The sequence below is a fragment of the Holophagales bacterium genome (assembly GCA_016719485.1).
In the GTDB taxonomy this organism is placed as follows: Bacteria; Acidobacteriota; Thermoanaerobaculia; order UBA5066; family UBA5066; genus UBA5066.
Genome location: JADJZB010000021.1, coordinates 18,534 through 39,351, shown reverse-complemented (window position 1 = coordinate 39,351; position 20,818 = coordinate 18,534). Strand labels below are relative to the sequence as shown.

General features: G+C 70.2%; 13 protein-coding genes and 1 pseudogene. 7 read left to right on the top strand and 7 right to left on the bottom strand.

What is annotated here, in order from left to right:
- Positions 1–66: 66 nt before the first annotated feature.
- The 4 genes and pseudogenes from IPN03_12075 (at position 67) to IPN03_12060 (ending at position 8,401) form a co-directional block, all read left to right on the top strand.
- On the top strand, positions 67–591 hold the full coding sequence (locus tag IPN03_12075; protein MBK9374436.1) for an NAD(P)H-dependent oxidoreductase subunit E: 525 nt from the start codon (positions 67–69) through the stop codon (positions 589–591).
- An 11-nt stretch (positions 592–602) separates the two neighbouring features.
- Positions 603–3,707: an FAD-dependent oxidoreductase gene (locus IPN03_12070; protein ID MBK9374435.1), complete on the top strand. Its 3,105-nt coding sequence runs from the start codon at positions 603–605 to the stop codon at positions 3,705–3,707.
- A 10-nt stretch (positions 3,708–3,717) separates the two neighbouring features.
- Positions 3,718–5,522 (top strand): annotated as a pseudogene (locus tag IPN03_12065) (iron hydrogenase small subunit).
- Between the two features lie 749 nt (positions 5,523–6,271).
- The gene (locus IPN03_12060) at positions 6,272–8,401 is read left to right on the top strand and encodes a S9 family peptidase (protein ID MBK9374434.1); all 2,130 of its coding nucleotides are present in this window, start codon (positions 6,272–6,274) and stop codon (positions 8,399–8,401) included.
- Between the two features lie 175 nt (positions 8,402–8,576).
- Here IPN03_12060 and IPN03_12055 read toward each other — a convergent pair whose 3' ends face one another.
- From IPN03_12055 to IPN03_12045, 3 genes are all read right to left on the bottom strand, one after another.
- Positions 8,577–8,915: a hypothetical protein gene (locus IPN03_12055; protein ID MBK9374433.1), complete on the bottom strand. Its 339-nt coding sequence runs from the start codon at positions 8,913–8,915 to the stop codon at positions 8,577–8,579.
- 64 nt (positions 8,916–8,979) lie between these two features.
- Positions 8,980–12,402: a PD40 domain-containing protein gene (locus IPN03_12050; protein ID MBK9374432.1), complete on the bottom strand. Its 3,423-nt coding sequence runs from the start codon at positions 12,400–12,402 to the stop codon at positions 8,980–8,982.
- Between the two features lie 206 nt (positions 12,403–12,608).
- Positions 12,609–13,778: a hypothetical protein gene (locus tag IPN03_12045; GenBank protein MBK9374431.1), complete on the bottom strand. Its 1,170-nt coding sequence runs from the start codon at positions 13,776–13,778 to the stop codon at positions 12,609–12,611.
- 331 nt (positions 13,779–14,109) lie between these two features.
- On the opposite strand from IPN03_12045, the gene IPN03_12040 reads away from it, so the two are divergent.
- Complete coding sequence (locus IPN03_12040; protein MBK9374430.1) at positions 14,110–14,640, top strand: hypothetical protein; 531 nt, start codon at positions 14,110–14,112, stop codon at positions 14,638–14,640.
- A 12-nt stretch (positions 14,641–14,652) separates the two neighbouring features.
- Here the strand turns inward: IPN03_12040 and IPN03_12035 are convergent, their stop codons facing one another.
- The 3 genes from IPN03_12035 to IPN03_12025 all read right to left on the bottom strand — a co-directional run bounded on the left by IPN03_12035 (position 14,653) and on the right by IPN03_12025 (position 16,679).
- A complete protein-coding gene (locus IPN03_12035) occupies positions 14,653–15,297 on the bottom strand; it encodes a winged helix-turn-helix domain-containing protein (protein MBK9374429.1) in 645 nt (214 codons plus the stop codon).
- 3 nt (positions 15,298–15,300) lie between these two features.
- A complete protein-coding gene (locus tag IPN03_12030; protein ID MBK9374428.1) occupies positions 15,301–15,915 on the bottom strand; it encodes a winged helix-turn-helix domain-containing protein in 615 nt (204 codons plus the stop codon).
- Between the two features lie 125 nt (positions 15,916–16,040).
- Entirely contained in the window at positions 16,041–16,679 is a 639-nt protein-coding gene (locus tag IPN03_12025) for an FHA domain-containing protein (protein ID MBK9374427.1), read from the bottom strand.
- 161 nt (positions 16,680–16,840) lie between these two features.
- Between IPN03_12025 and IPN03_12020 the strand changes: the two genes are divergently transcribed.
- Complete coding sequence (locus IPN03_12020; GenBank protein MBK9374426.1) at positions 16,841–19,492, top strand: PD40 domain-containing protein; 2,652 nt, start codon at positions 16,841–16,843, stop codon at positions 19,490–19,492.
- Between the two features lie 48 nt (positions 19,493–19,540).
- Here the strand turns inward: IPN03_12020 and IPN03_12015 are convergent, their stop codons facing one another.
- On the bottom strand, positions 19,541–20,386 hold the full coding sequence (locus tag IPN03_12015; protein ID MBK9374425.1) for a DMT family transporter: 846 nt from the start codon (positions 20,384–20,386) through the stop codon (positions 19,541–19,543).
- Positions 20,387–20,455: 69 nt separating this feature from the next.
- On the opposite strand from IPN03_12015, the gene IPN03_12010 reads away from it, so the two are divergent.
- Positions 20,456–20,746 (top strand): hypothetical protein, encoded by a 291-nt coding sequence (locus IPN03_12010; protein MBK9374424.1) that lies wholly within the window; start codon positions 20,456–20,458, stop codon positions 20,744–20,746.
- Positions 20,747–20,818 lie beyond the last annotated feature (72 nt).

The following is a 20,818-nucleotide window of genomic DNA, read 5'->3' as shown; positions in this document are numbered from 1 at the left end:
GCGAACCCGCCGGCTACCGCGCGCCCTCGCCGCGGCGATCCCCGGCGCCCGGCCTAAGGAGGACTCATGCTGGTCCAGGTCACCTCTCCCCCGCCTCCCCCCGTCACCGCCTGCAAGTGCGGCGAAGCCACCGAGGAAGAGAAGCTCGCCCGCATCGGGGAGGTCGTCGAAGCCTTTCGCGACAAGCCGGGGAGCCTCATCCAGATCCTCCACCTCGCGCAGGGGATCTACGGCTACCTGCCGATCCACGTCCAGCGCCTCATCGCCGAGAAGCTCGACATCCCCGTTTCGGAGGTCTGGGGAGTCACGACCTTCTACTCGTTCTTCTCGACGAAGCCACGCGGCGAGTACTCCATCCGCGTCTGCATGGGAACCGCCTGCTACGTGCGGGGCGGGATGGAGATCGTCAAGCGCCTCTCGCAGACGCTCGGCGTCGGCGTCGGCGAGACGACCCCCGACGGGAAGTTCACGCTCGAGGTGATGCGCTGCATCGGCGCGTGCGGGCTCGCCCCGGCGCTCCTCGTCAACGACCGCGTCGTCAGGCAGGTCAACCCGGACAAGCTGAACCGGGTCCTGGCCCTCTGCGGATGAGGAAGCGAAAGATGACGCCCGAACCGAACCTCCTCCGTCCCGTCTCGAAAGCCGACCTCGACGCCGTCGCCGCCCGCTGGCGCGCCGGGCAGGAGACGAAGAAGCACCAGCTCCTCGTCTGCGCCGGCGCCGGCTGCGTCTCCTCCGGCTGCCACGCCGTCAAGCACGCGCTCCTGGCGGCGATCAAGGACGCCGGCCTCGCAAACGACACGGTCGTCCACGAGACCGGCTGCCTCGGCTCCTGCCACCTCGGGCCGACGCTCGTCGTCCAGCCCGACGGCGTCCTCTACACCGAGCTGAAGCCCGAGCACATGAAGGGGATCGTCAAGCAGCACCTCGTCCACCACGAGGTGGTCGAGGCCCACTGCTGGGTCGACCCGGAGACGAAGGAACCGGTCCCGCTCCTGTCCGACATCGACTTCTTCCACCGCCAGACCCGCCTCGTCACCGCTCGCTGCGGCTCGACCCCCTACGCATCCATCGAGGCGTACGTCGCTTCGGAGGGCTACCAGGCGCTCGCGAAGGTCCTCGCGGGGATGACGCGTGAGCAGGTGATCCAGGAGATGCGAGCCTCGGGCCTGCGGGGCCGTGGCGGCGGCGGCTTCCCCGTCGGCGCCAAGTGGCAGGCGGGCTTCAAGGCCAAGGGCCAGGAGAAGATCGTCGTCTGCAACGCGGACGAGGGGGACCCGGGCGCCTTCATGGACCGCTCCCTCCTCGAGGGAGACCCGCACGCCATCCTCGAGGGGATGCTCGTCGCCGGCTACGCCATCGGCGCCTCGCAGGGCTACGTCTACGTCCGCGCGGAGTACCCGCTCGCCGTCGAGCGCCTCGAGGTCGCGATCCGCCAGGCGCGCGAGTGGGGCTTCCTCGGTCCGAACGTCATGGGAACCCCCTTCGCCTTCGACGTCGAGATCCGGATCGGCGCCGGCGCCTTCGTCTGCGGCGAGGAGACGGCCCTCATGCACTCCGTCGAGGGCAAGCGCGGCGAGCCCCGGCAGAAGCCGCCGTTCCCGTTCGAGCGGGGCATCTTCGGCAAGCCGACGATCATCAACAACGTCGAGACGCTCGCGAACGTCCCCGTGATCGTCAGGAACGGCGGCGCCTGGTTCGCGTCGCTCGGGACGCCGAAGAGCAGCGGGACGAAGGTCTTCGCCCTCGCCGGCAAGATCGAGAACACCGGCATCGTCGAGGTCCCGATGGGGATCACCCTCGGCGAGGTCGTCCACGACATCGCGGGCGGCATCCCGAAGGGGAAGCGCTTCAAGGCGGCGCAGACGGGCGGACCCTCGGGCGGGTGCCTGACGCGCGAGCACCTCAACACCCCGATCGACTACGACTCCCTCGTCCACCTCGGGACGATCATGGGCTCGGGCGGCCTCATCGTCATGGACGAGGACTCGTGCATGGTCGACGTCGCCCGCTTCTTCCTCGACTTCGTCCAGGACGAGAGCTGCGGCAAGTGCGTCCCCTGCCGCATCGGCACGAAGCGCATGCTCGAGATCCTGACGCGGATCACGAAGGGCCAGGGCAAGGACGGGGACATCGAGCTCCTCGAGGAGCTCGCGGCGACCTGCCGCGAGACGTCCACCTGCGGCCTCGGCCAGACCGCCGGCAACCCCGTCCTCTCCACGATCCGCCTTTTCCGCGAGGAGTACGAGGAGCACATCCACGCGCGGCACTGCCGAGCAGGCGTCTGCTCCGACCTCTTCAAGTCGCCCTGCCAGAACGCCTGCCCCGCCGGCGTCGACGTCCCGGGCTACGTCGCCCTCGTGGCCGCCGGCCGCCCGCGCGACGCCTACTACCTCGTCCGGCGCGAGAACCCCTTTCCCGCCATCTGCGGCCGCGTCTGCACCCACCCCTGCGAGGACAAGTGCCGCCGCGCCCAGCTCGACGAGCCTGTCGCCATCTGCGACCTGAAGCGCTACGCGGCCGACTACGTCTTCGCCAACGACGAGCCGCGCCGAGACCTCGTCTTCCCGAAGAAGGCGGAGTCGGTCGGTGTCATCGGCGCCGGCCCCTCGGGTCTCACCTGTGCCTACTACCTCGCGCGCCTCGGCTACGGCGTCACCGTCTACGAGTCGCTTCCCGTCGCCGGCGGCATGCTCGCTTCCGGCATCCCCGAGTACCGCCTCCCGAAGGAGATCCTCGCCAAGGAGATCCGGCTCGTCGAGCAGGTCGGCGTGAAGATCCAGACCGGGATCGAGGTCGGGAAGGACGTGAGGTTCGAGGAGCTGCAGGAGCGCCACCAGGCGATCTACGTGGCGACCGGCACCCACTTCCCGAACAAGGCCGAGATCCCCGGCGAGGACAAGGCCGGCATCGCGCACGGCGTCTCGTTCCTGCGCGAGGCCAACCTCGGCCGGAAGGTCGAGATCGGCCTGAACGTCGTCGTCATCGGAGGCGGCTCCACCGCGTTCGACGCGGCCCGCACGGTCCTGCGCCTCGGCGCACAGAAGGTGACGGTCCTCTACCGCCGCCAGGTCGAGGACATGCCCGCCGACCCGCGCGAGATCGAGGAGGCGCGCGAGGAGGGGATCGTGATCCTTCCGCTCGTGGCCCCCGTCGAGTTCCTCGGCAACGGGAGCGTCACCGGCGTGAAGTGCGTGCGGATGGAGCTGAAGGGGTTCGACGACGGCGGGCGGCGCAAGCCCCGAACCGTCCCGGGCTCCGAGTTCGTCGTCGAGGCCGACATGGTCATTCCCGCCATCAGCCAGCACTCCGACCTGCCGTTCATCGACCGGGACGAGGTGCTGCTCACGAAGTGGGGGACGCTCGTCGTCGACAAGGAGACGATGATGACCAGCAAGCGCGGCGTCTTCTCCGGCGGCGACGTCGTCCGCGGGCCCGACGTCGCGATCCAGGCGATCGCCGACGGCAAGCGGGCCGCCCGCTCCATCGACCTGTACCTCGGCGGGACCGGCGTCCTCAACAAGGGCGACGAGATCCCGATCCCGCGCCCCATCGACGAGTCCGACGTCGCCGAGCACGAGCGATTCCCGATGCGTTTCCTCGAACCCGAGAGCCGGAAGAAGGGGTTCCAGGAGGTCGCCGCGGGCTTCCACAAGCTGAACGCCATCGCCGAGGCCATGCGGTGCCTGCGCTGCGACCGGCGGTAGGAAGAAGGCCATGACGACCAACCCCGTTCACCTCGTGATCAACGGACGGCCGGTGAGGGCCGAGAGCGACTGGTCGGTCCTCGAGACCGCCAAGCACAACGGCATCAAGATCCCCCACTTCTGCTACCTCGAGGGCGTCCACCAGATCGGCTCCTGCCGCATCTGCGTCGTCGAGGTCGAGGGGATGCGGAGCCTCCAGGCCTCCTGCACCATCCCGGTGCGCGAGGGGATGATCGTGAAGACGAACACCGCGCGCGTGAAGAAGGCGCGCGAGGTCCTCTACGAGCTGATGCTCTCCGACCACCCGCGGAACTGCCTCTCCTGCTTCCGGAACCAGAACTGCGAGTTCCAGAAGCTCGCCGAGGAGATCAAGATCCCCGACTGCCGCTTCGAGGGGAGCAGTCGAAGGACCTCGTCGACTCCTCGACTCCCTCCATCTTCCGCGACACGTCCAAGTGCATCCTCTGCCGGCGCTGCGTCACCGTCTGCAGCGAGATCCAGGGCGTCGGCGTCCTGGGCGTCAACCACCGCGGCTTCAAGACGACGATCGGACCCGCCGCCGACCTGCCGCTCGGCTCCTCCAACTGCGCCAACTGCGGACAGTGCGTCATGGCCTGCCCCACGGGGGCCCTCCTCACGCGCGCCGACATGAACCCGGTCTGGAACGCCCTGTTCGACCCGAAAGTTAGGACCGTCGTCCAGACGGCCCCGGCCGTCCGCGTCGCTCTCGGCGAGATGTTCGGGATGCCCCCGGGGACGAGCGTCACGGGGAAGATGGCCCACGCCCTGCGGCTCCTCGGCTTCGACGACGTCTTCGACACGAACTTCGCCGCCGACCTGACGATCCTCGAGGAAGGGACCGAGTTCCTGAACCGGGCCCTCTCCGCGGTGCGCGGCGAGGCGACGGTCCTCCCGATGATCACCTCCTGCTCGCCGGGCTGGATCAAGTACGTCGAGCACGAGTTCCCCTCGCAGCTGGCGCACCTCTCGTCGTGCAAGTCGCCCCACATGATGCTCGGCGCCCTCGCCAAGACCTACTACGCGCGGAAGATCGGCGCCGACCCGAGGAACATGTTCGTCGTCTCCGTCATGCCGTGCACGGCGAAGAAGTTCGAGATCACGCGGCCCGAGATGTTCATCGACGGCCGCCCCACCGTCGACGCCGTCCTGACGACGCGCGAGCTGGCGCGGATGATCAAGGAGGCGGGGATCGACTTCAATTCGCTCGAGGGGAGCGGCTTCGACGAGCCCCTCGGCCTCTCCACCGGCGCCGCCGACATCTTCGGCGCGACGGGCGGCGTCATGGAGGCCGCCCTCAGGACCGTCTACGAGGTCGTCACCGGACGCGAGATCCCCTTCCCGGCGCTCGACGTCACGCCCGTCCGCGGGCTCTCGTCGGTCAAGGAGGCATCCCTCACCCTCGAGGACGTCAAGCCCGAGTTCAAGGAGCTCGAGGGCTTCACGGTTCGCGTGGCCGTCACGAGCGGCCTGAAGGGAGCGAAGCGCCTCATGGCCGAGGTCGCCGCCGGCACGGCGCCGTGGCACTTCATCGAGGTCATGGGCTGCCCGGGCGGCTGCATCGCCGGAGGCGGACAGCCCCGCCCGACGACGCGGACGATCCGCGAGGCCCGGATGCGGGCCATCTACGCCGAGGACGCCGGCAAGCCCCGCCGCAAGTCTCACGAGAACCAGGCCGTCCTGGCCCTCTACGACGAATTCCTCGGCAAGCCGCTCGGGCACCTCTCGCACGAGCTCCTCCACACCCACTACACCCCCCGCGGGCGCTTCAACGAGCTGACCCCGAAGGGGAGCTGAACGGACGACGCGCCCCCCCGCGCCGCCGCGAAGACGCCCCGGTTTCCCCGAACGGCCCGGCTTCAACGCCGGGCCGTTTCCCTTCGTACCGGGACGAAGCGCGGCCGGACCGGGGAGACCGGGGGCCTGCCAAGCCACTTCGCCGTGCCGCACGAGTCGCGGGCAGGAGGGGTATCCCACGGCGCCGCTCGCCGGGGGGCCTGAGCTTCGCGCGGCCCCCCGGACCCCCCTCCCTCAATCCGCGTTCCCGAATCGTGCATGGCCTCGTTCGCTCCCCGACCCCAACGCTCCGCCGGGCCCCCCCACGCCTCGGCGGACTGGTCAGTTCCGTTTTCCGTTGAAGAGCGAACCCCGTGGCTTAACGGAAAACGGAACTGACCCCTTGGGCCTCTGACCCCTTGGGCCTTCGATCGTCGAAGCCCGCCGGCCGCGGGAGGGGCGGTACGTCTCGCGAGTCGCCCCCGAGCGCCGGCGGGGACCCGCTCGAGTTCGCGAGGACCGGGCGGGGATCAGGCCCGTGCGCGTGTCTGAGCGAAGCGAGTTCGCGCGGGCCCCCCGCCCCGCCGCAGCGGACTCGGAAGCGGGTCGGCGGAGCGCAGCAGGCGGCCGTGAGACGTGTCGCCCCGCTCGCGGCCCCCAGCCGACGCGCCGTGACGGTGAAGGTGGTAACCCCCGGTCCCCATCCCGTCGCCTATGATGTTCGGCCGTGCGGCTCGCGCCGCGCCCACACCGCACCCTTCGGAGGCCCCATGCGTTTCGCCGCCGCGCTCTTCGCGCTCGCCCTCCCCGTCGTCGCCGCGCCCCCCGCGGCCCCACCGCCGACCGAGGCGCGCCCGGTCACGGACGTCCTCCACGGCGAGTCGATCGTCGATCCCTACCGCTGGCTCGAAGGCGACGCGAAGGGGGGCGTCACACCGGAGGTGACCGCCTGGACCGACGCCCAGCTCGCCTACACGCGGCAGGTCCTCGACAACCTGCCGGGCCGGGCGTCCGTGGAGGCGCGCCTGCGCGAGCTGATGGAGGTCGGCACCATCTCCGCGCCCCGCATGCGCGCGAACCGCTACTTCTACGGCAAGCGCGAGGGGAACGAGAACCAGGCGCGCGTTTTCGTCCGCGAGGGGCTGGGGGGCACGCCCCGCCTCCTCCTCGACCCGAACACCCTGGACGCGAAGGGGCTCGTGACGATCTCCTGGACCTCCCCCGACCCCGCCGGGAAGCTCCTCGCCTTCGGCATGTACCGCGCGGGCGACGAGAACTCCACGCTCTACGTTCTCGACGTCGATTCCGGCCGCTGGCTCGCGGACGAGATCCCCGGGAAGGTGGGCTCGGTCGACTGGCTTCCCGACTCCTCCGGCTTCTTCTACCGGAACCTCGAGAGCGTGAAGGACCCCTACTCCGGGCTGGTCATGTTCCACCGCCTCGGCTCGCACCCGCGCCAGGACGTCCGCCTCTTCCGGCAGTACACGAAGGAGGAGAACGCGAAGCTCGCGACGACCTACGGGCCCGGCTTCTCCGCCAGCGAGGACGGCCGCTGGGGATTCCTCGGCTACGCGACCGGCACGAGCACGAACGACCTCTGGGCGGTCGACCTCGACCGCTGGAGGCGCACCGGCGAGTTCGTGAGGACTGACGTCATCGTCGGCTCCGAGAGCACCTCCCGCGGGACCAGCCTCGGCGACACGCTCTTCCTCCACACCACCGACGGCGCCAAGAACGGCCGGGTCGTCGCGGTCGACCTCAACAACCCCGCCCGCGAGGCCTGGAAGACCCTCGTCCCCGAGCGCAAGGACGTCACGATCCGCGGCATCTCCCTGGCCCGCGGCATCCTCGTCGTCAACCTCCTGAAGGACGCCGCGACCCGCATCGAGCTGTACGCCCTCGACGGGAAGCCCCTCGGCGAGCTCCCCCTCCCCGGCATCGGCTCGGCGTCTCTCTCCACCGCGCAGGACCGGACCGAGGCCTTCCTGACCTACACCTCCTTCAACGAGCCCTCCGGCGTCTACCGCGTCGACCTCGCCACGAAGAAGGTCGAGCTCTGGGAGCGCCCGAAGGTCCCCGTCGACCCGTCGATCGTCGAGGTGAAACAGGTCTTCGTCACGTCGAAGGACGGCACGAAGGTCCCGCTGTTCGTGGTCCACAAGAAGGGCCTCAAGCTCGACGGCAACAACCCGACGCTCCTCTACGCCTACGGCGGCTTCAACGTCAGCCAGACGCCGAGCTTCAGCGCGACCCTCTTCCCCTGGTTCGAGGCGGGCGGCGTCTACGCCCTCGCGTGCCTGCGCGGCGGCGGCGAGTACGGCGACGCCTGGCACGAGGCCGGGATGCTCGGGAAGAAGCAGAACGTCTACGACGACTTCATCGCCGCCGCCGAGTGGCTCGTCGCGCAGAAGTACACGAGGCCGGCGAAGCTCGCCGTCTCGGGGGGCTCGAACGGAGGACTCCTCACCGGCGCGGTCCTCACGCAGAGACCCGAGCTCTTCGGCGCGGTCATCAGCGCCGTCCCGCTCCTCGACATGCTCCGCTACCAGTCGTTCCTGATGGCGCGCTACTGGATCCCCGAGTACGGCAGCGCCGAGAACCCCGAGCAGTTCCGGTTCCTCCGCGCCTATTCGCCGTACCACCACGTGAAAAAGGGAACGAAGTACCCCGCCGTCCTCCTCACCGCGGGCGAGAACGACTCCCGCGTCCATCCGCTCCATGCCCGCAAGATGGCGGCGCTCCTCCAGGCCTCGACCGCCTCCGACCCGGCCGAGAAGCCGGTCCTCCTCTGGGTCGACCGCGACGCCGGCCACGGCCAGGGCAAGCCGCTCGCCCTCCGCGTCCGCGACGTCGCCGACCAGAGGATGTTCCTCATGTGGCAGCTCGGCATGCTGAAGTAGACCCAGGGAAGGGATCCCGATCGGGATCATCCCGATTGGGGTCAGGTCTACCTTCTACACTCTACGTCTCCGTAGAAACGCCGGCCCGCTCCCGGGCCGGCGTTTCTACGCCTGCGCTGCCGAGCCCTCCCTGTCGCAGGGTTCTGGTCACCGATCCAGGGTCTGCGCGGTGCCGTCAGCGGCCGCGGACCTGGACCGAGACCGACGACACCTGGTCGATCCTCACGACCGCGTCGAAGAACTCCCGGCCCGAGAGGTCGGAGAGGTGGGCCAGCTCCTTCCCCACCTTCTGAAGCCTCCCGATGACCTCTTCGCCCGACCCGGCGAGGCGAAGGCGGACACCCTTCCCCTCGAGCCTCTTCAGGACGTTCGCCATCGTGTCCTGCTCTTCGAACACCATCTTCTTCTCCTGTCCGGCGCCCGGCTGCTGCCCGACGACCGCCGCCGCCGACACCAGCAGAGCGGCGGCGATCCCGAACCCGAACGCCTTCGACGTCATTGCGAATCGCGCCATCGCATCCTCCCGTTCCCGTCTTCGCCTCAGAGTTTTCGCGGACTTTACCGCGGCACGCCGCGCGTTACGGCACCCTTCGCGGAAGGCGCGGTCCGTAGTCCGGGTAGGCCGGCCTCTTCAGCTTCACGGGCGGCTCCTTCGCGAGGGCCTCGAGCGCGAGCTGGACGGCGCGTTCGAGCTGCGGCGAATTTCCCTGGCGGACGAGGTACGGGTCCTCCTCGACCTCGACGTCGGGCGCGATGCCGACGTTCTCCACCTCCCACGAACCCTCGGTCCCGTAGAGGCCCCAGCGGGGCGCCGTGACCGACCCGCCGTCCATCAGCGGCGGATATCCGCCGATGCCGACGAGACCGCCCCACGTTCTCTTGCCGACGATCGGGCCGAGCTTCGCTTTTCGGAACAGCCACGGCAGCGCGTCGCCCCCGGAGCCCGACATCTGGTTGATGAGCATCACCTTCGGCCCGAAGAGGGCCGCCGCCGGCTCGACGACGTCCGCTCCCTCCCGCGAGGCGTTCGCCATCTGCGGCGTGCGCGCGAGCAGGTCGACGATGTAGTCGGCGATGCTGCCGCCGTGGTTGAAGCGCTCGTCGACGACGAGGGCCTCCTTTCCGATCTGGGAGAAGTAGTAGCGGTTGAAGTTCGTGAAGCCCCCGGCGGCCGTGTCGGGAATGAAGACGTAGCCGACCTTTCCTCCCGAGAGGGCGTCGACCCGCTTGCGGTTCTCCTCCATCCACGTGCGAAGGCGCAGGCCGCCCTCCGACGGAGCGGGGACGACGGTCACGCGGCGCGACCCTGTCCCGTCCGCCTTCGGGCCCACGGTCAGGACAGTCTGCTTCCCGGCGGTTCCGAGGAAGAGGCGGTGGACGTCGTCGTCGCCTCTCAGGTCCTGGCCGTTCACCGCGAGCAGGAAGTCCCCCTCCTTCACGTCGACGCCGGGCTGCGTCAGGGGCGCCATCAGCTTCGGGTTCCAGTTCTCCCCCGCGAGGATCCGGGAGATGCGGTATCGCCCTTCCGCGACGGAGTAGTCGGCGCCGAGAAGGCCCACGGAGACCCTCTCCTGCTCGGGCACCGCTCCGCCACCGACGAAGACGTGCCCCATGACGAGGTGCCCGAGCATCTCCTCGAAGAGGGCGTTCAGGTCGTCGCGCCCACCGAGGCCGTCGACGAAGGGCGCGTAGGTCCTTTCGGCGGCGGCGAGGTCGAGGCCGTGCGCGCCCGGGTCGTAGAGGAAGTCGCGCTGGATGCGCCACGTCTCGCGGTAGATCTGCCGCCACTCGGCGCGCGGGTCGACCCACACCTCGAGGCCTTCGGCCTTCAATGCGCCGTCCCCGGGCTTCGGCGCCTTCTCGGACGAGACGAGGAACCGGCTCCCCTTCTGCGCATAGAGGACCTTCGCCCCGTCGAACGAGACGAGGAAGGGCGGCTGGCCCCCGTAGGCACCGCTGCCACCATCGATCTTCTCGAGGAACTTCTCCGCTTTTCGCGCCTTCAGGTCGAAGCGATGGACCTCGAGAGGCAACGGGTTCTCGTCGTCGTACTCGATGTAATCCTCGGCGGAGAGGGCGACCGGGGCCTGCAGGAGGAAGACGATTCCCTCCGTTCCGGCCTCGAGCGCGACCCAGTTCGCCCGTGCGACGGGGAGCGCCACGATCCGCTGGTCGAGTCCGGAGAAGTCGATCTTCACCGGCTCCGGCGGCTTCTTCGCGTCGTTCGCCGCGGCGTCCTTAGCGGCCTCGCCCTTCTTCTCCGGGTCCTTTCCCGCATCGCCCGTGGCGCCGGCTTTCGCCGCGTCGGCCCCCTTGCCGTCCTTCCCGTCCGTCCCGTCCTTTCCGTCCGTTCCCTCCTCGTCGCTCTCGGGCGCGACGGGCGAAGGGAGGTCCTTCCGAAGGACGGCGGCATAGAGGCTGCTCGTCACCGGCCGTCCCATGCTCGTCATGTCGAGCCACCCCTGGGCGAGGCCGGCGTCGGTGCTCGCGACGAAGTAGAGGTACTTCCCGCCCCGGTCGAACCGGGGCGACAGGGCGTCGCTCCGCCCATCGGTCACCTGTCGCGTCTTCTTCTCCTCCAGCGAGTAGACGAAGACGGCGCGGAGGCGGTTCGGGAGCTGCTTCACGTAGGCGATCCAGCGCGCGTCGGGCGCCCACGCCGGGTCGAGATTCGAGAGGGGCGTATCGAAGAGGTCGGAGTCGACCTTCTCCTTCGTCCCCTTCGCCACGTCGACGACCCAGAGGTTCATCCGCTTGTCGGTGAGCGCGATCCTCTTCGAGTCGGGAGACCAGCGCGGCGCGTAGAAGAACGACGGCGGCAGCCCCAGGTCGACCTTTCTCACCGGCCCCATGCCGTCGGGCATACCCAGGTGGAGCGCGTACTCGCCCGACGCGTCGGAGAGCCACGCGACGCTCTTGCCGTCCGGCGACCACGACGGGTCGCGGTCCGCGACGCCGGGGCTCCGCGTCAGGTTCCGCGCGTCTCCCTTCTCGGCGGGCACGGACAGGATCTCGCCGCGCGCCTCCACCAGGACCCTCTTCCCGCTCGGCGAGAGCGCCACGTGGAGGATCTGCCCGGGCTCCACCTTTCGGAACCCCGCGCGCACCTGGGGAAGATCGGCCGAGATCGTGACGGGCACCGCCTTCGTCGCCCCCGACGCGAGGTCGAGGAGCTTCAGCTCGCCGAACTGGTCGTAGACGATCGCCCCCGGACCCGCCGACGCCGACTGGACGTCGAAGCCGCCGTCGTTCTTCACGACCTCGCGGACCGCGCCGGTCTTCACTTCGAACGCGAAGAGCGTCACGGGACCGCTGCGGTCGGAGAGGAAGTAGAGAGTGTCGCCGACCCACATCGGCCGCCGGTCGTTCGAGTTCTCGCGCGGCACCTTCGCCACGCGGGAGTCCGACAGGTCCGCGATCCAGACGGGCGTCGTCTGCCCGCCCCGGTACTTCTTCCACGCCGCCTGCCACTGCGGGAAAGGGACGTAGGCAAGGCGGCTGCCGTCGGGCGAATAGCAGGCGTCCGCGCCGGAGGGGAGAGGCAGCTCCTCGGCCGGTCCGCCGGCGATCGGCACCGTGAAGAGCTTCGGGAGGTCTCGTGGCGTCCGCCGCATCGACAGGAAGAGGACCCGCTTGCCGTCCGGAGTGAACCCGAGCGCCTCGTCCGGCCCGGGGTGGTGCGTCAGCCGCCGCGGCTCGCCGCCGCCCGCGGGAACGACGTAGACGTCCGCGTTCTCGTCGTACGTCCCCGTGAAGGCGACCGTCGCGCCGTCCGGCGAGAAGACCGGCCTGCGGTTGCGAAGCTGCCCGCTCACGAGGCGCGTCGCCTCGCCCCCCTCGCGCGGGACGGTCCAGATCTCTCCCGCGAAGGCGAACGCGATGCGCGTCGCGGAGAGCGCCGGATCCTGCAGGAGCCGCGGCGGCGGCGCGGCCGCCGACCCGAGAGACGGGGAGTGGAAGAGCACGGCGACGACGACGGCGGTGGCGAAGAGCTGACGCATAGGGGACACCTCGAGCCGTGATTCTAGGGGGGCACACCGGGTCCTTTCAGGCCGCGCTCGACGAGCTCACCCGGAGGCCAGGGGGTCAGGTCTTGATTTTCTATTCTACGGAAACGACCCGACCGTCATTCTCGTCGCCGCCGAAGGCCGTGACGCGCGATGTCGAATCGCCATCGCCTGCGGCGTCCGGCCGCGGCGCCTTGGGCTCAGCCCCCCGCGGTCTCCCCCGCGGCCTCGCGCACCTCGTCGGGCAGTTCGAGCGGAAAGCGCGAGTGCCACGCGGCAAACCGCGCGAAAGCGAGGACCTCCGGGCCGGAGCCCATCACTTTCGTGAGCCTCAGGGGTCCCCCGTCTCCGCGGGCCTCGAGGGTGAACCAGTCGTCCCCGTCGTCGTCGGTCGAGAGCATCGCCGCCAGCGTGCCCTTCCGGACGGCTCGCCGCCGGATCCAGGGACCGATGCGACGGACCCTCTCGACACGCCCCCTCGTGAGGACCCACGCGTCGCGGGCGAGCGCGGTCCACAGGCAGAGGGCGTCGACGGCGATCGCGAGAACGCACCCCGCCGTTGCGAGGCCGACGATTCCGTCGATCCGGCCGCTGTTCCTCGCGGCTGCGGCGACGAGGGCTCCGGCCCCCGAAGTGACGACGAAGGCCACGAGAAGCGCGCAACCCGCTGTCTTCCGCGACTTCCCGGACGGGGCGGCCAGAATGACTCCCCCTTCCGGGCGCGGCGTCGCCTGCCACTGCGAGGGGACGGGGGGCACGATCGCTGCAGAGGCTTCCGCTCCGGCCCCCCGGCTCTCGGTGGCGCCGCCTGAGCCCTGGAGCCCCAGCGCGGCACGAAGCCGCCCCGCGAGCCATGGGCCGAGCTCCGCCGGCACGCCCACCGACAGCAGGATCTCCTTCCCCGCGACGACCGCGGCGAGCTGCGACTTCCTTCGCCGGTCGACGATCGCCCCGACCGAGCCTGCACGGAAGAGCCGGGTCTTCCCGAACGGACCGGCCGCGCGTCGATAGGTGAAGCTCCCCGGGCGGAGCACGTACCTGTCCGACCCGGACAGGAGCCTGAGCAGCTCCCAGGCGGCGCCGATCCCTCCCCAGGTCCAGAACGTGAGCCAGAGCGCCAGGAACGCGAGGACGGACAGGGGCAGGGACCCGGAAGGGAGGGGAACGCGGCCCACGCCGAACGGGAGGACCTCTCGGGCCGCCTCGAGGAGCGGGGCAGCAGCAGGACCGAGAAGGAGGACGAGAACGACGGCCTCGCCGACGGCCCAGCCGCAGAGCCAGAAGGCGAGGAAGGCCGCCGGAAGATACCGGAGCAATCCCGTCGGGCGAAGGACGATCTCCTCCCCATCCGGAAGGGAACGGACCTCCACGTGACCGCCGCGAGCCGACGCGGGAGGTATCGAGGGCCCGAAGCCGGCAAAGGACCCGCCAGCCCCTTTTCGCCCGCCACTCGCGTCGCTTTCGCGGTTCTGCTGCACGACCAGATCGTAGCCTCCGGAAAGCGCGAGAGCGCGCTCGAAAGAGCGCGCCGTTCGGACCGCACCCTCAGTTTCCTCCCTGAAATCTCCCGGTTTCTTCTCCTCCGTCTCCCAGACGCCTCACCGGTCGATCGCCTCGCGCACCGACATCCTTCCTCCATCCGCCCTCTGACGTTCCCGGCCGAAGCGGGAACTCGAACGTGGGCCGGGCAGGAGGCCTCCGATGCGCGAGCCCGTGCGAGGTGTGTCCCGATCCGCCATTCTCGCGGTCCTCCTTGCCCCGCTCCTGTTCGCTCCCTCACCTACCGTGCAGGCGGCGGACGCCTCCGTCCCGCTCGTCGATCCGCGCCTCGGCCCGCTCGTCCAGCGTACGGTCGAACGCGCCGTCGAACGCTTCCAGAGCCCGACCTGCTCGATGCTGCTGACGGACTTCACCGACCTGCGGACCGGCGAGTCGCTCGCCGCGACGCTCCTCGCTTCCGGCCGGACGGCGTCGGGCTTCCTCGGCTCGCTCCGCTTCGTCGACGCCGACCACATGGTGCAGTGCCGGCGACGGCCCGCCTACGCGTGGATCCCGGTCGGCGGCGACGTCGTCTTCGTCTGCACGAGCCGCTTCACCACGCTCGTGAAGAAGAACGAGTGGCTGGCGGGCAACATCCTCGTCCACGAGACGCTCCACTCGCTCGGCCTCGGCGAGAACCCTCCCTCGTCCGAGGCGATCACGGAGATGGTCGGCCGCCGTTGCGGGCGCTGAGCCGCCCTCTCCTCAGGAAGCCGAGTTCGTCGGCGCCGAAGGATTCGACCCGAGGAACCTGTAGCCGACCCGGACGACGCCCAGGGCGATCTCGTCTCCGTCCGCGAGCGCTGCCGGTCCCGTGAGGCGTTCGCCCCGCAGGAACGTGCCGTTGCGGCTGCCCGCGTCGGCGATCTCGGCACGGTCGCCGTCCACCGTGATGCGGGCGTGCGCCCTGGAGACCGAATCGTGGCCGAGCCAGACGCTCGCCTCCCGCGCGCGCCCCAGGACGTTCTCGCCCGCTCCGAGCGGAAACGTCTGGACGCCCCAGACGATCACGTGACGGGCACCGGAGAGGACGGGAGAGTCCTCGTGGACGCTCCCGTCGAACGCGTACCCGAACCCGTGGACCGTCCGGACGAAAGACTCGGGACCGCGTCCTTCGTCGCCGAGCGCCTTGCGGATCTCCTTCACGAGGGAGTCGATGTTTCCTTCGGTCACGAAGACCCCGGGCCAGAGCGCGTCCTGGATGTCCCTGCGGGAAACGGCAGCCGGCCGCCTCTCGAGGAGCAGGCCCAGGAGCGCGAACGCCTTCGGCGTCAGGTGGACCGCGTTGCCGCCCCGCAGGAGTCGCCGGGCCTCCCCGTCGTACGTCACATCGGCGAAGCGCAGCCTCACCGTTCAAACTCGCCGCTCGACGGCCCTCGCCCGATAGGTCAGAGCCACCTCGCCGATCCGGATCACGTCGCCGTCCTTCAGGACGACGCGGCCGCGCACCGCTTCCTCTCCGCGGAACGTCGACTCGCCGCCCGCGAGATCCTCCAGCTCGGCCTGGTCGTCCGTCACGACGATGCGCGCGTGCTCGTGCGCGACGGAGGGATGCCCGACACGCACCGCCGCCTCCCTCTCGCGGCCGAGGAGGTTACCGCCAGGAACGAGACCGACCTCCTGGTGCCCGCGAACGAGAACGTGGCGCAGGAGACCGGGAGTCTCCTGCACCGGTCCCTCGAATGCGTAGCCGAACCCGTGGACGGTCCTCACCCGGGTCGCGCCGTCCGCTCCCGCTCCGAGCGCCTGCCTCACCTCGCACACGATGGCCGCGAGGTGGCCCTCAGAGGCGGGCGATCCGGGCCAGAGGGACCCCTGGATCTCGGCCTTCGAGACGGCGTCGGGGCGGCGGGCGAGGAGCAGAGAGAGAAGCTGAAACGCCTTCGGCGAGAGATGGACCTCCTCGGGCCCCCGGTGAAGGAGGCGCCGTCCCTCGTCGAACGACAGGTCGCCGATCCGCAGCCTCATTTCCGGGCATTCTGATTCTGCGCGCATCCGAGGTAAAGGGAAGAGTCGAGGAAACAAGCCCTTTCCAAGCGGTGTCCAAAGGGCGAGCACCCTGGCCGCCGCATTCTCCGGCCCGTCGTCGCCGGCTAGAGGGCCGCTTCGGTCGAGGTCTCCGTGGCGCCCTTGCGGTAGACGAGGACGACCTTGCCGAGCCGGACCTCGTCACCATCGGAAAGGACGACCGGCGACGACACCGGCTCGAGACCGCGGTAGGTTCCGTTCTTGCTCCCGAGATCCTCGATCGAGGCGACCTCGCCCGAGACCGTGACCCGCGCGTGCTCGCGGGACACGGAAGGGTGCCCGATCCAGATGTCGGCGACGCGTTCCCGTCCGATCACGCTCTCGCCCTCGTGCAGCTCGACCTCGTGGCTGCCCCAGAAGAAGACGTGCCGGTGCTCCGACGGCGCGGCCTGGCGAACCTCGCGGACCGCCGCCTCGAACGCGTAGCCGAATCCGTGAACGGTTCTCAGGAATTCGGACCCCTTCGCGTGATCGCCGAGCGCGTTGCGCACCTCGTTCACGAGGGCGGGGAGATTCGTCTCGGACACGAACGTCCGCGGCCAGAGAGTCTCCTGGATCTCGGCCTTGGAAACTGCGTTGGGACGCTTCGCGATGAGCAGCTCGAGGAGCTGGAACGCCTTGGGCGACACGTGGACCGCATCCGGCCCGCGTATCAGAAGGCGCCGTCCACCGTCGAATGTCACGTCACCGAATCGAAGCTTCATCGAGATCCCCGTCTTGTTGCACAAGTCTACTAGGGACGTTGACCGTCGCGGAACAGAGGCTCACACTTACCCCAAATACGTCACGCGTCACCAGGGTCCGAGCGGTCGGGCACGTTGGATTTGACGGGAGGTGGGTACTGCCGTTCGCGCCGGGTCACCGGTTGGGGCCATACGTCGTGCTGGCGCCGATCGCCGCCGGTGGCATGGGGGTCGTCTACCGGTCGCGCGACACGAAGCTCGACCGGGACGTCGCGATCAAGGTCCTTCCGGAAACCGTCGCGTCGAATCCCATCGCGCTCGCACGGTTCGAGGCCGAGGCCAAGGCGGTCGCAGCCCTTTCCCACCCGGGGATCGTCGCCATCCACGATTTCGGCCGCATCGACGGGACGACGTTCGCCGTCACCGAGCTGCTCGACGGCGAGACTCTCCGCGCCGTCCTCGTCCGCGGAGCCCTCCCGCTGTCCCGAGCGCTCGACGTGGCCTCCCAGGTGGCCGAAGCCGTCGGGGCGGCCCACGAGAGCGGGCTCGTGCACCGCGACCTCAAGCCGGAGAACGTCTTCCTCACCCGGGACGGGCACGCCAAGGTTCTCGATTTCGGGCTGGCGGTGCGGTGCGGCCAGCTGGCCGACGGTGACGGAGAAGCGGAGATCCCGACGGACCCTGCGCTCGGCCCGGACTGCAGGACTCCGGGCACCGCCGCGTACATGTCTCCCGAGCACGCCCGCGGTCTCGCGGTCAGTGCCCCGTCGGACCAGTTCTCCCTCGGCGTCGTTCTCTACGAGATGCTCGCCGGAATCCGGCCCTTCCGGGGATCATCCCAGGCGGAGATTCTCTCCGCCATCCTGAGGGACGAACCGCAGCCGATCACCGAACGCGCGCCCGACCTGCCGGAGCCCGTCCGCTGGATCATCGAGCGCTGCCTGAGGAAGCGACCCGAGGATCGTTACGCCTCGACGTTCGACCTCGCCCACGACCTCCGGGACTGCCGCGCCCGGCTGATGGACGGGTCCCTCCTGCGCCATCGGGCTCCGCGGGACCTGCGTCCGATCGGGTGGGCGGCGGCCGGCATCGCCGGCGTTCTCCTCTTCCTCGCGGTCGCAGCCGCCCGCTGGGCCGCGTCCGGGCGGGATCCGGCCGAGTACCGCTCTTTCCTCACGGCACGCCACACCCAGCGGATCACCGACCGGGGCATGAACGCCCTCACGCCGGCACTCTCTCCCTCGGGCCACGAAGTGGCGTTCGTCCGCCGGCTCTCATCCTCGAACACGGACGTCTTCGTCGAGAGCTCCGGCGGCGGCCGGCCGATCAACGTGACGGGCGACCATCCCGGCGAAGACGGCGAGCCGGCCTTCTCGCCGGACGGGACCCACCTCGCGTTCCGTTCGGATCGCGATGGAGGCGGCCTCTTCCTCGTCGAGGCCCTCGGGGGCGCGGCACGGCGGCTGACGACGTTCGGCCACGATCCCGCCTTCTTCCCGGACGGCCGCCGTGTCGTCTTCGCAACGGTGGGGAGCCGAACGCCCTACGCCCGCCTCGGGACCCGGAGCGAGCTCTGGACTGTGGACCTCGCAACCGGGGCGACGGTGCGGCTCTACGGAGGCGACGCGATGCAGCCGGCGGTTTCCCCCGGAGGCTTGCGGATCGCCTTCTGGATGCTCCGCGAGGGGGCCGCACAAAGGGACCTCGCGACGATTCCCGTCAAGCCCGAGCTCCACCCCGCGACCCCGGCGCTCGTCACCGACGACGCCTGGGTCGACTGGAGCCCTTACTGGTCGGACGACGGCCGCACGCTCTGCTTCGGATCGAACCGGGGCGGGACGATGAACCTCTGGCGCGTGAGGATCGACGAGAAGAGCGGCAGACCCCTCGCCTCTCCCGAGCCTCTCACCGTCCCGGCGCGAAGCGCCGGACCCTTCCGGGGGAGCCTCGACGGACGCGCCGTCGTCTACCAGGCGGGGACCTCGGGCTTCGACCTCGAGCGCCTGCCTCTCGACGCCAGGGGGCTTCCGGCAGGTCCGGCCGTGGAGCTCCTCGCCGACCACGAAGGGATGGGGGAGCCCCGCCTCTCCCCTTCCGGGAGGCAGCTCGCCTTCGCCACCTGGCGGGCCGGAGAAGACCTCTGGGTGATCGGGATCGATGGTCGAGACCTCCGCCGGGTCACTTCAGGGCCGTTTCGCGACCGCTCGCCGAGCTTCTCGGCCGACGGCCGTTCGCTCTTCTTCCACTCCGATCGCTCCGGGAAGTTCGAGATCTGGCGGGTGCAGCTCGACGGGAGCGCCCTGACGCCCATCACGCGGCGCAGCGACCTCCAGCCCTTCCGGGCCCTCGCCTCCCCAGACGGTCGCTTCCTCGCTCTGCAGGGCACGAAGTCCGGAGCCGTCATCCTTCCGGCCACGCTTCCGGCCGACGCCCCCTGGCCCGACCCCCTCCCGCCGCCGGAACCCGACGTGCGATTCGAGGTGACCTCCTTCTCGTCCGACGGCCGCCTCGTCGCAGGACACGGGATCTCCCGGAGCGAGACCTACCACGGACTCTGGCTCCACGATCTCGAGAAGCGGCAGTACGGGCGGCTCCCTGTCGAGGGCGCCTGCCCGCAGCTCGTCAACGGCGGAAGCCGCATCTACTTCCTTCGCCAGGGGCATCTCTTCGCCCCCGCGACGGTGGCCCTCCTCGACCGCGCGAGCGGAAAGACGTTCGACGTACTCCCGCAGGATTCCGAGCCCTCCGTGGTCGCCTTCGCGGCCGCACCCGACGGCTCCGCCCTCTATCTCGTCCGCGAGAGAAGCCGCTCCGACATCTGGCTCATGCGATAGGGGTCTGGCCGAGGGGTCAGGTCTTGATTTTCCATTCTGGCCGGCACCCTACGCCCTCCGGCCGGCGACCGCGATCGTGATGCCGCCCAGGATCGCCGCCGCCGCGAGGGCCAGCCGGAGAGTGACGTCCTCTCCCAGGAAGAGGACCCCGCCGACGGCCGCGAGGAGGGGCGCGGACAGCTGGACGAGAGCGGCCCGCGTCGTCGACAGGCCCCGCAGCGCCGCGTACCAGATCGCATAACCGCCCCCGGAGGCGAGCGCACCCGAGGCCACGGCGAGAGCGAGCCCCGGGACCGAGAGGCGCGGCGCGTCGAACCGGGCCGAGACGAGGCTCGCGGCGAGAGCCAGCGCAGCGGCATACGCGAAGTGGGTGGAGGTCGCCGCCAGCGGGCCGCTCCGGCTCGAACGCCCGAGGAGCGAGTAGACGCCCCACGCGATTCCCGAGCCGATCATCAGCAGCGACCCGGCGGCATCGCCCTGCCGAAGGCCGGGAGCCAGGAGGACGCCGAGACCCCCGAGCGAGAGCGTGAGCCCGAACCACTCCGAAGCGCCCGGCCGTTCTCCGGAGGCGATCCCACGGCCGACCATCGTGACCTGAACGGCCCCGAAGAGGAGGAGCGCCCCGAGCGCTGCAGGGATACGCGTGTAGGCCAGGGAGAACGCGAACGCATAGACGAAGAGGGCCACCGCCGCCCTGACGTCCCGCGTCCCCGCCGCGACGCGCCCGGACGCCCGGACGAGGATGAAGAGCGCGACGGCGCCAGACAGGAGCCGGACGCTCGTGAAGGTCGTGGCGTCGGCGAGCTCCCGGCCGAGGGCGGCGCGGCAGAGCAGGGAGTTCGCGGCGAAGCAGGTCATCGCCGCCGCCGTCAGCCCCAGGGTTCGCAGCGTCATCGCCGGTACTGTACCGGTATGCATCCGGACGGCCCGGCCGCGCGTAAACCATGCGAGGTGAACGCCGCCATGAAACCCACCCGCTCCCTGATCGTTTCCTGGCTCCTCGGCGCCTCGGTCGTGGCGCTCGTGACGTTCTCGTTCGAGGCCCTCTCCGCACGCGAGGCCGAGACGGCCACTCGCCCGGTGACCGGGGCCGTGGTTCTCACGGGAACGACAGGTTCCTCGGGCTGCCCCGCAATGGAAGGGACTCTCCGCTGCCCTGCCTCAGGCGTGACGGCCAGCCCGGCGGCGCCGTCGGACCGCTGCCCGGCGGGAGCCGACGTGTCCCGCCTACCCAGGCCGGGCCTTCGCGTCTGAAACCGCTGGCGCGGCGACCGTTTCCCGGGCGCAGCGCCTAAGATCCCGCGGTGGCCGCAGGACCTCGCGGCC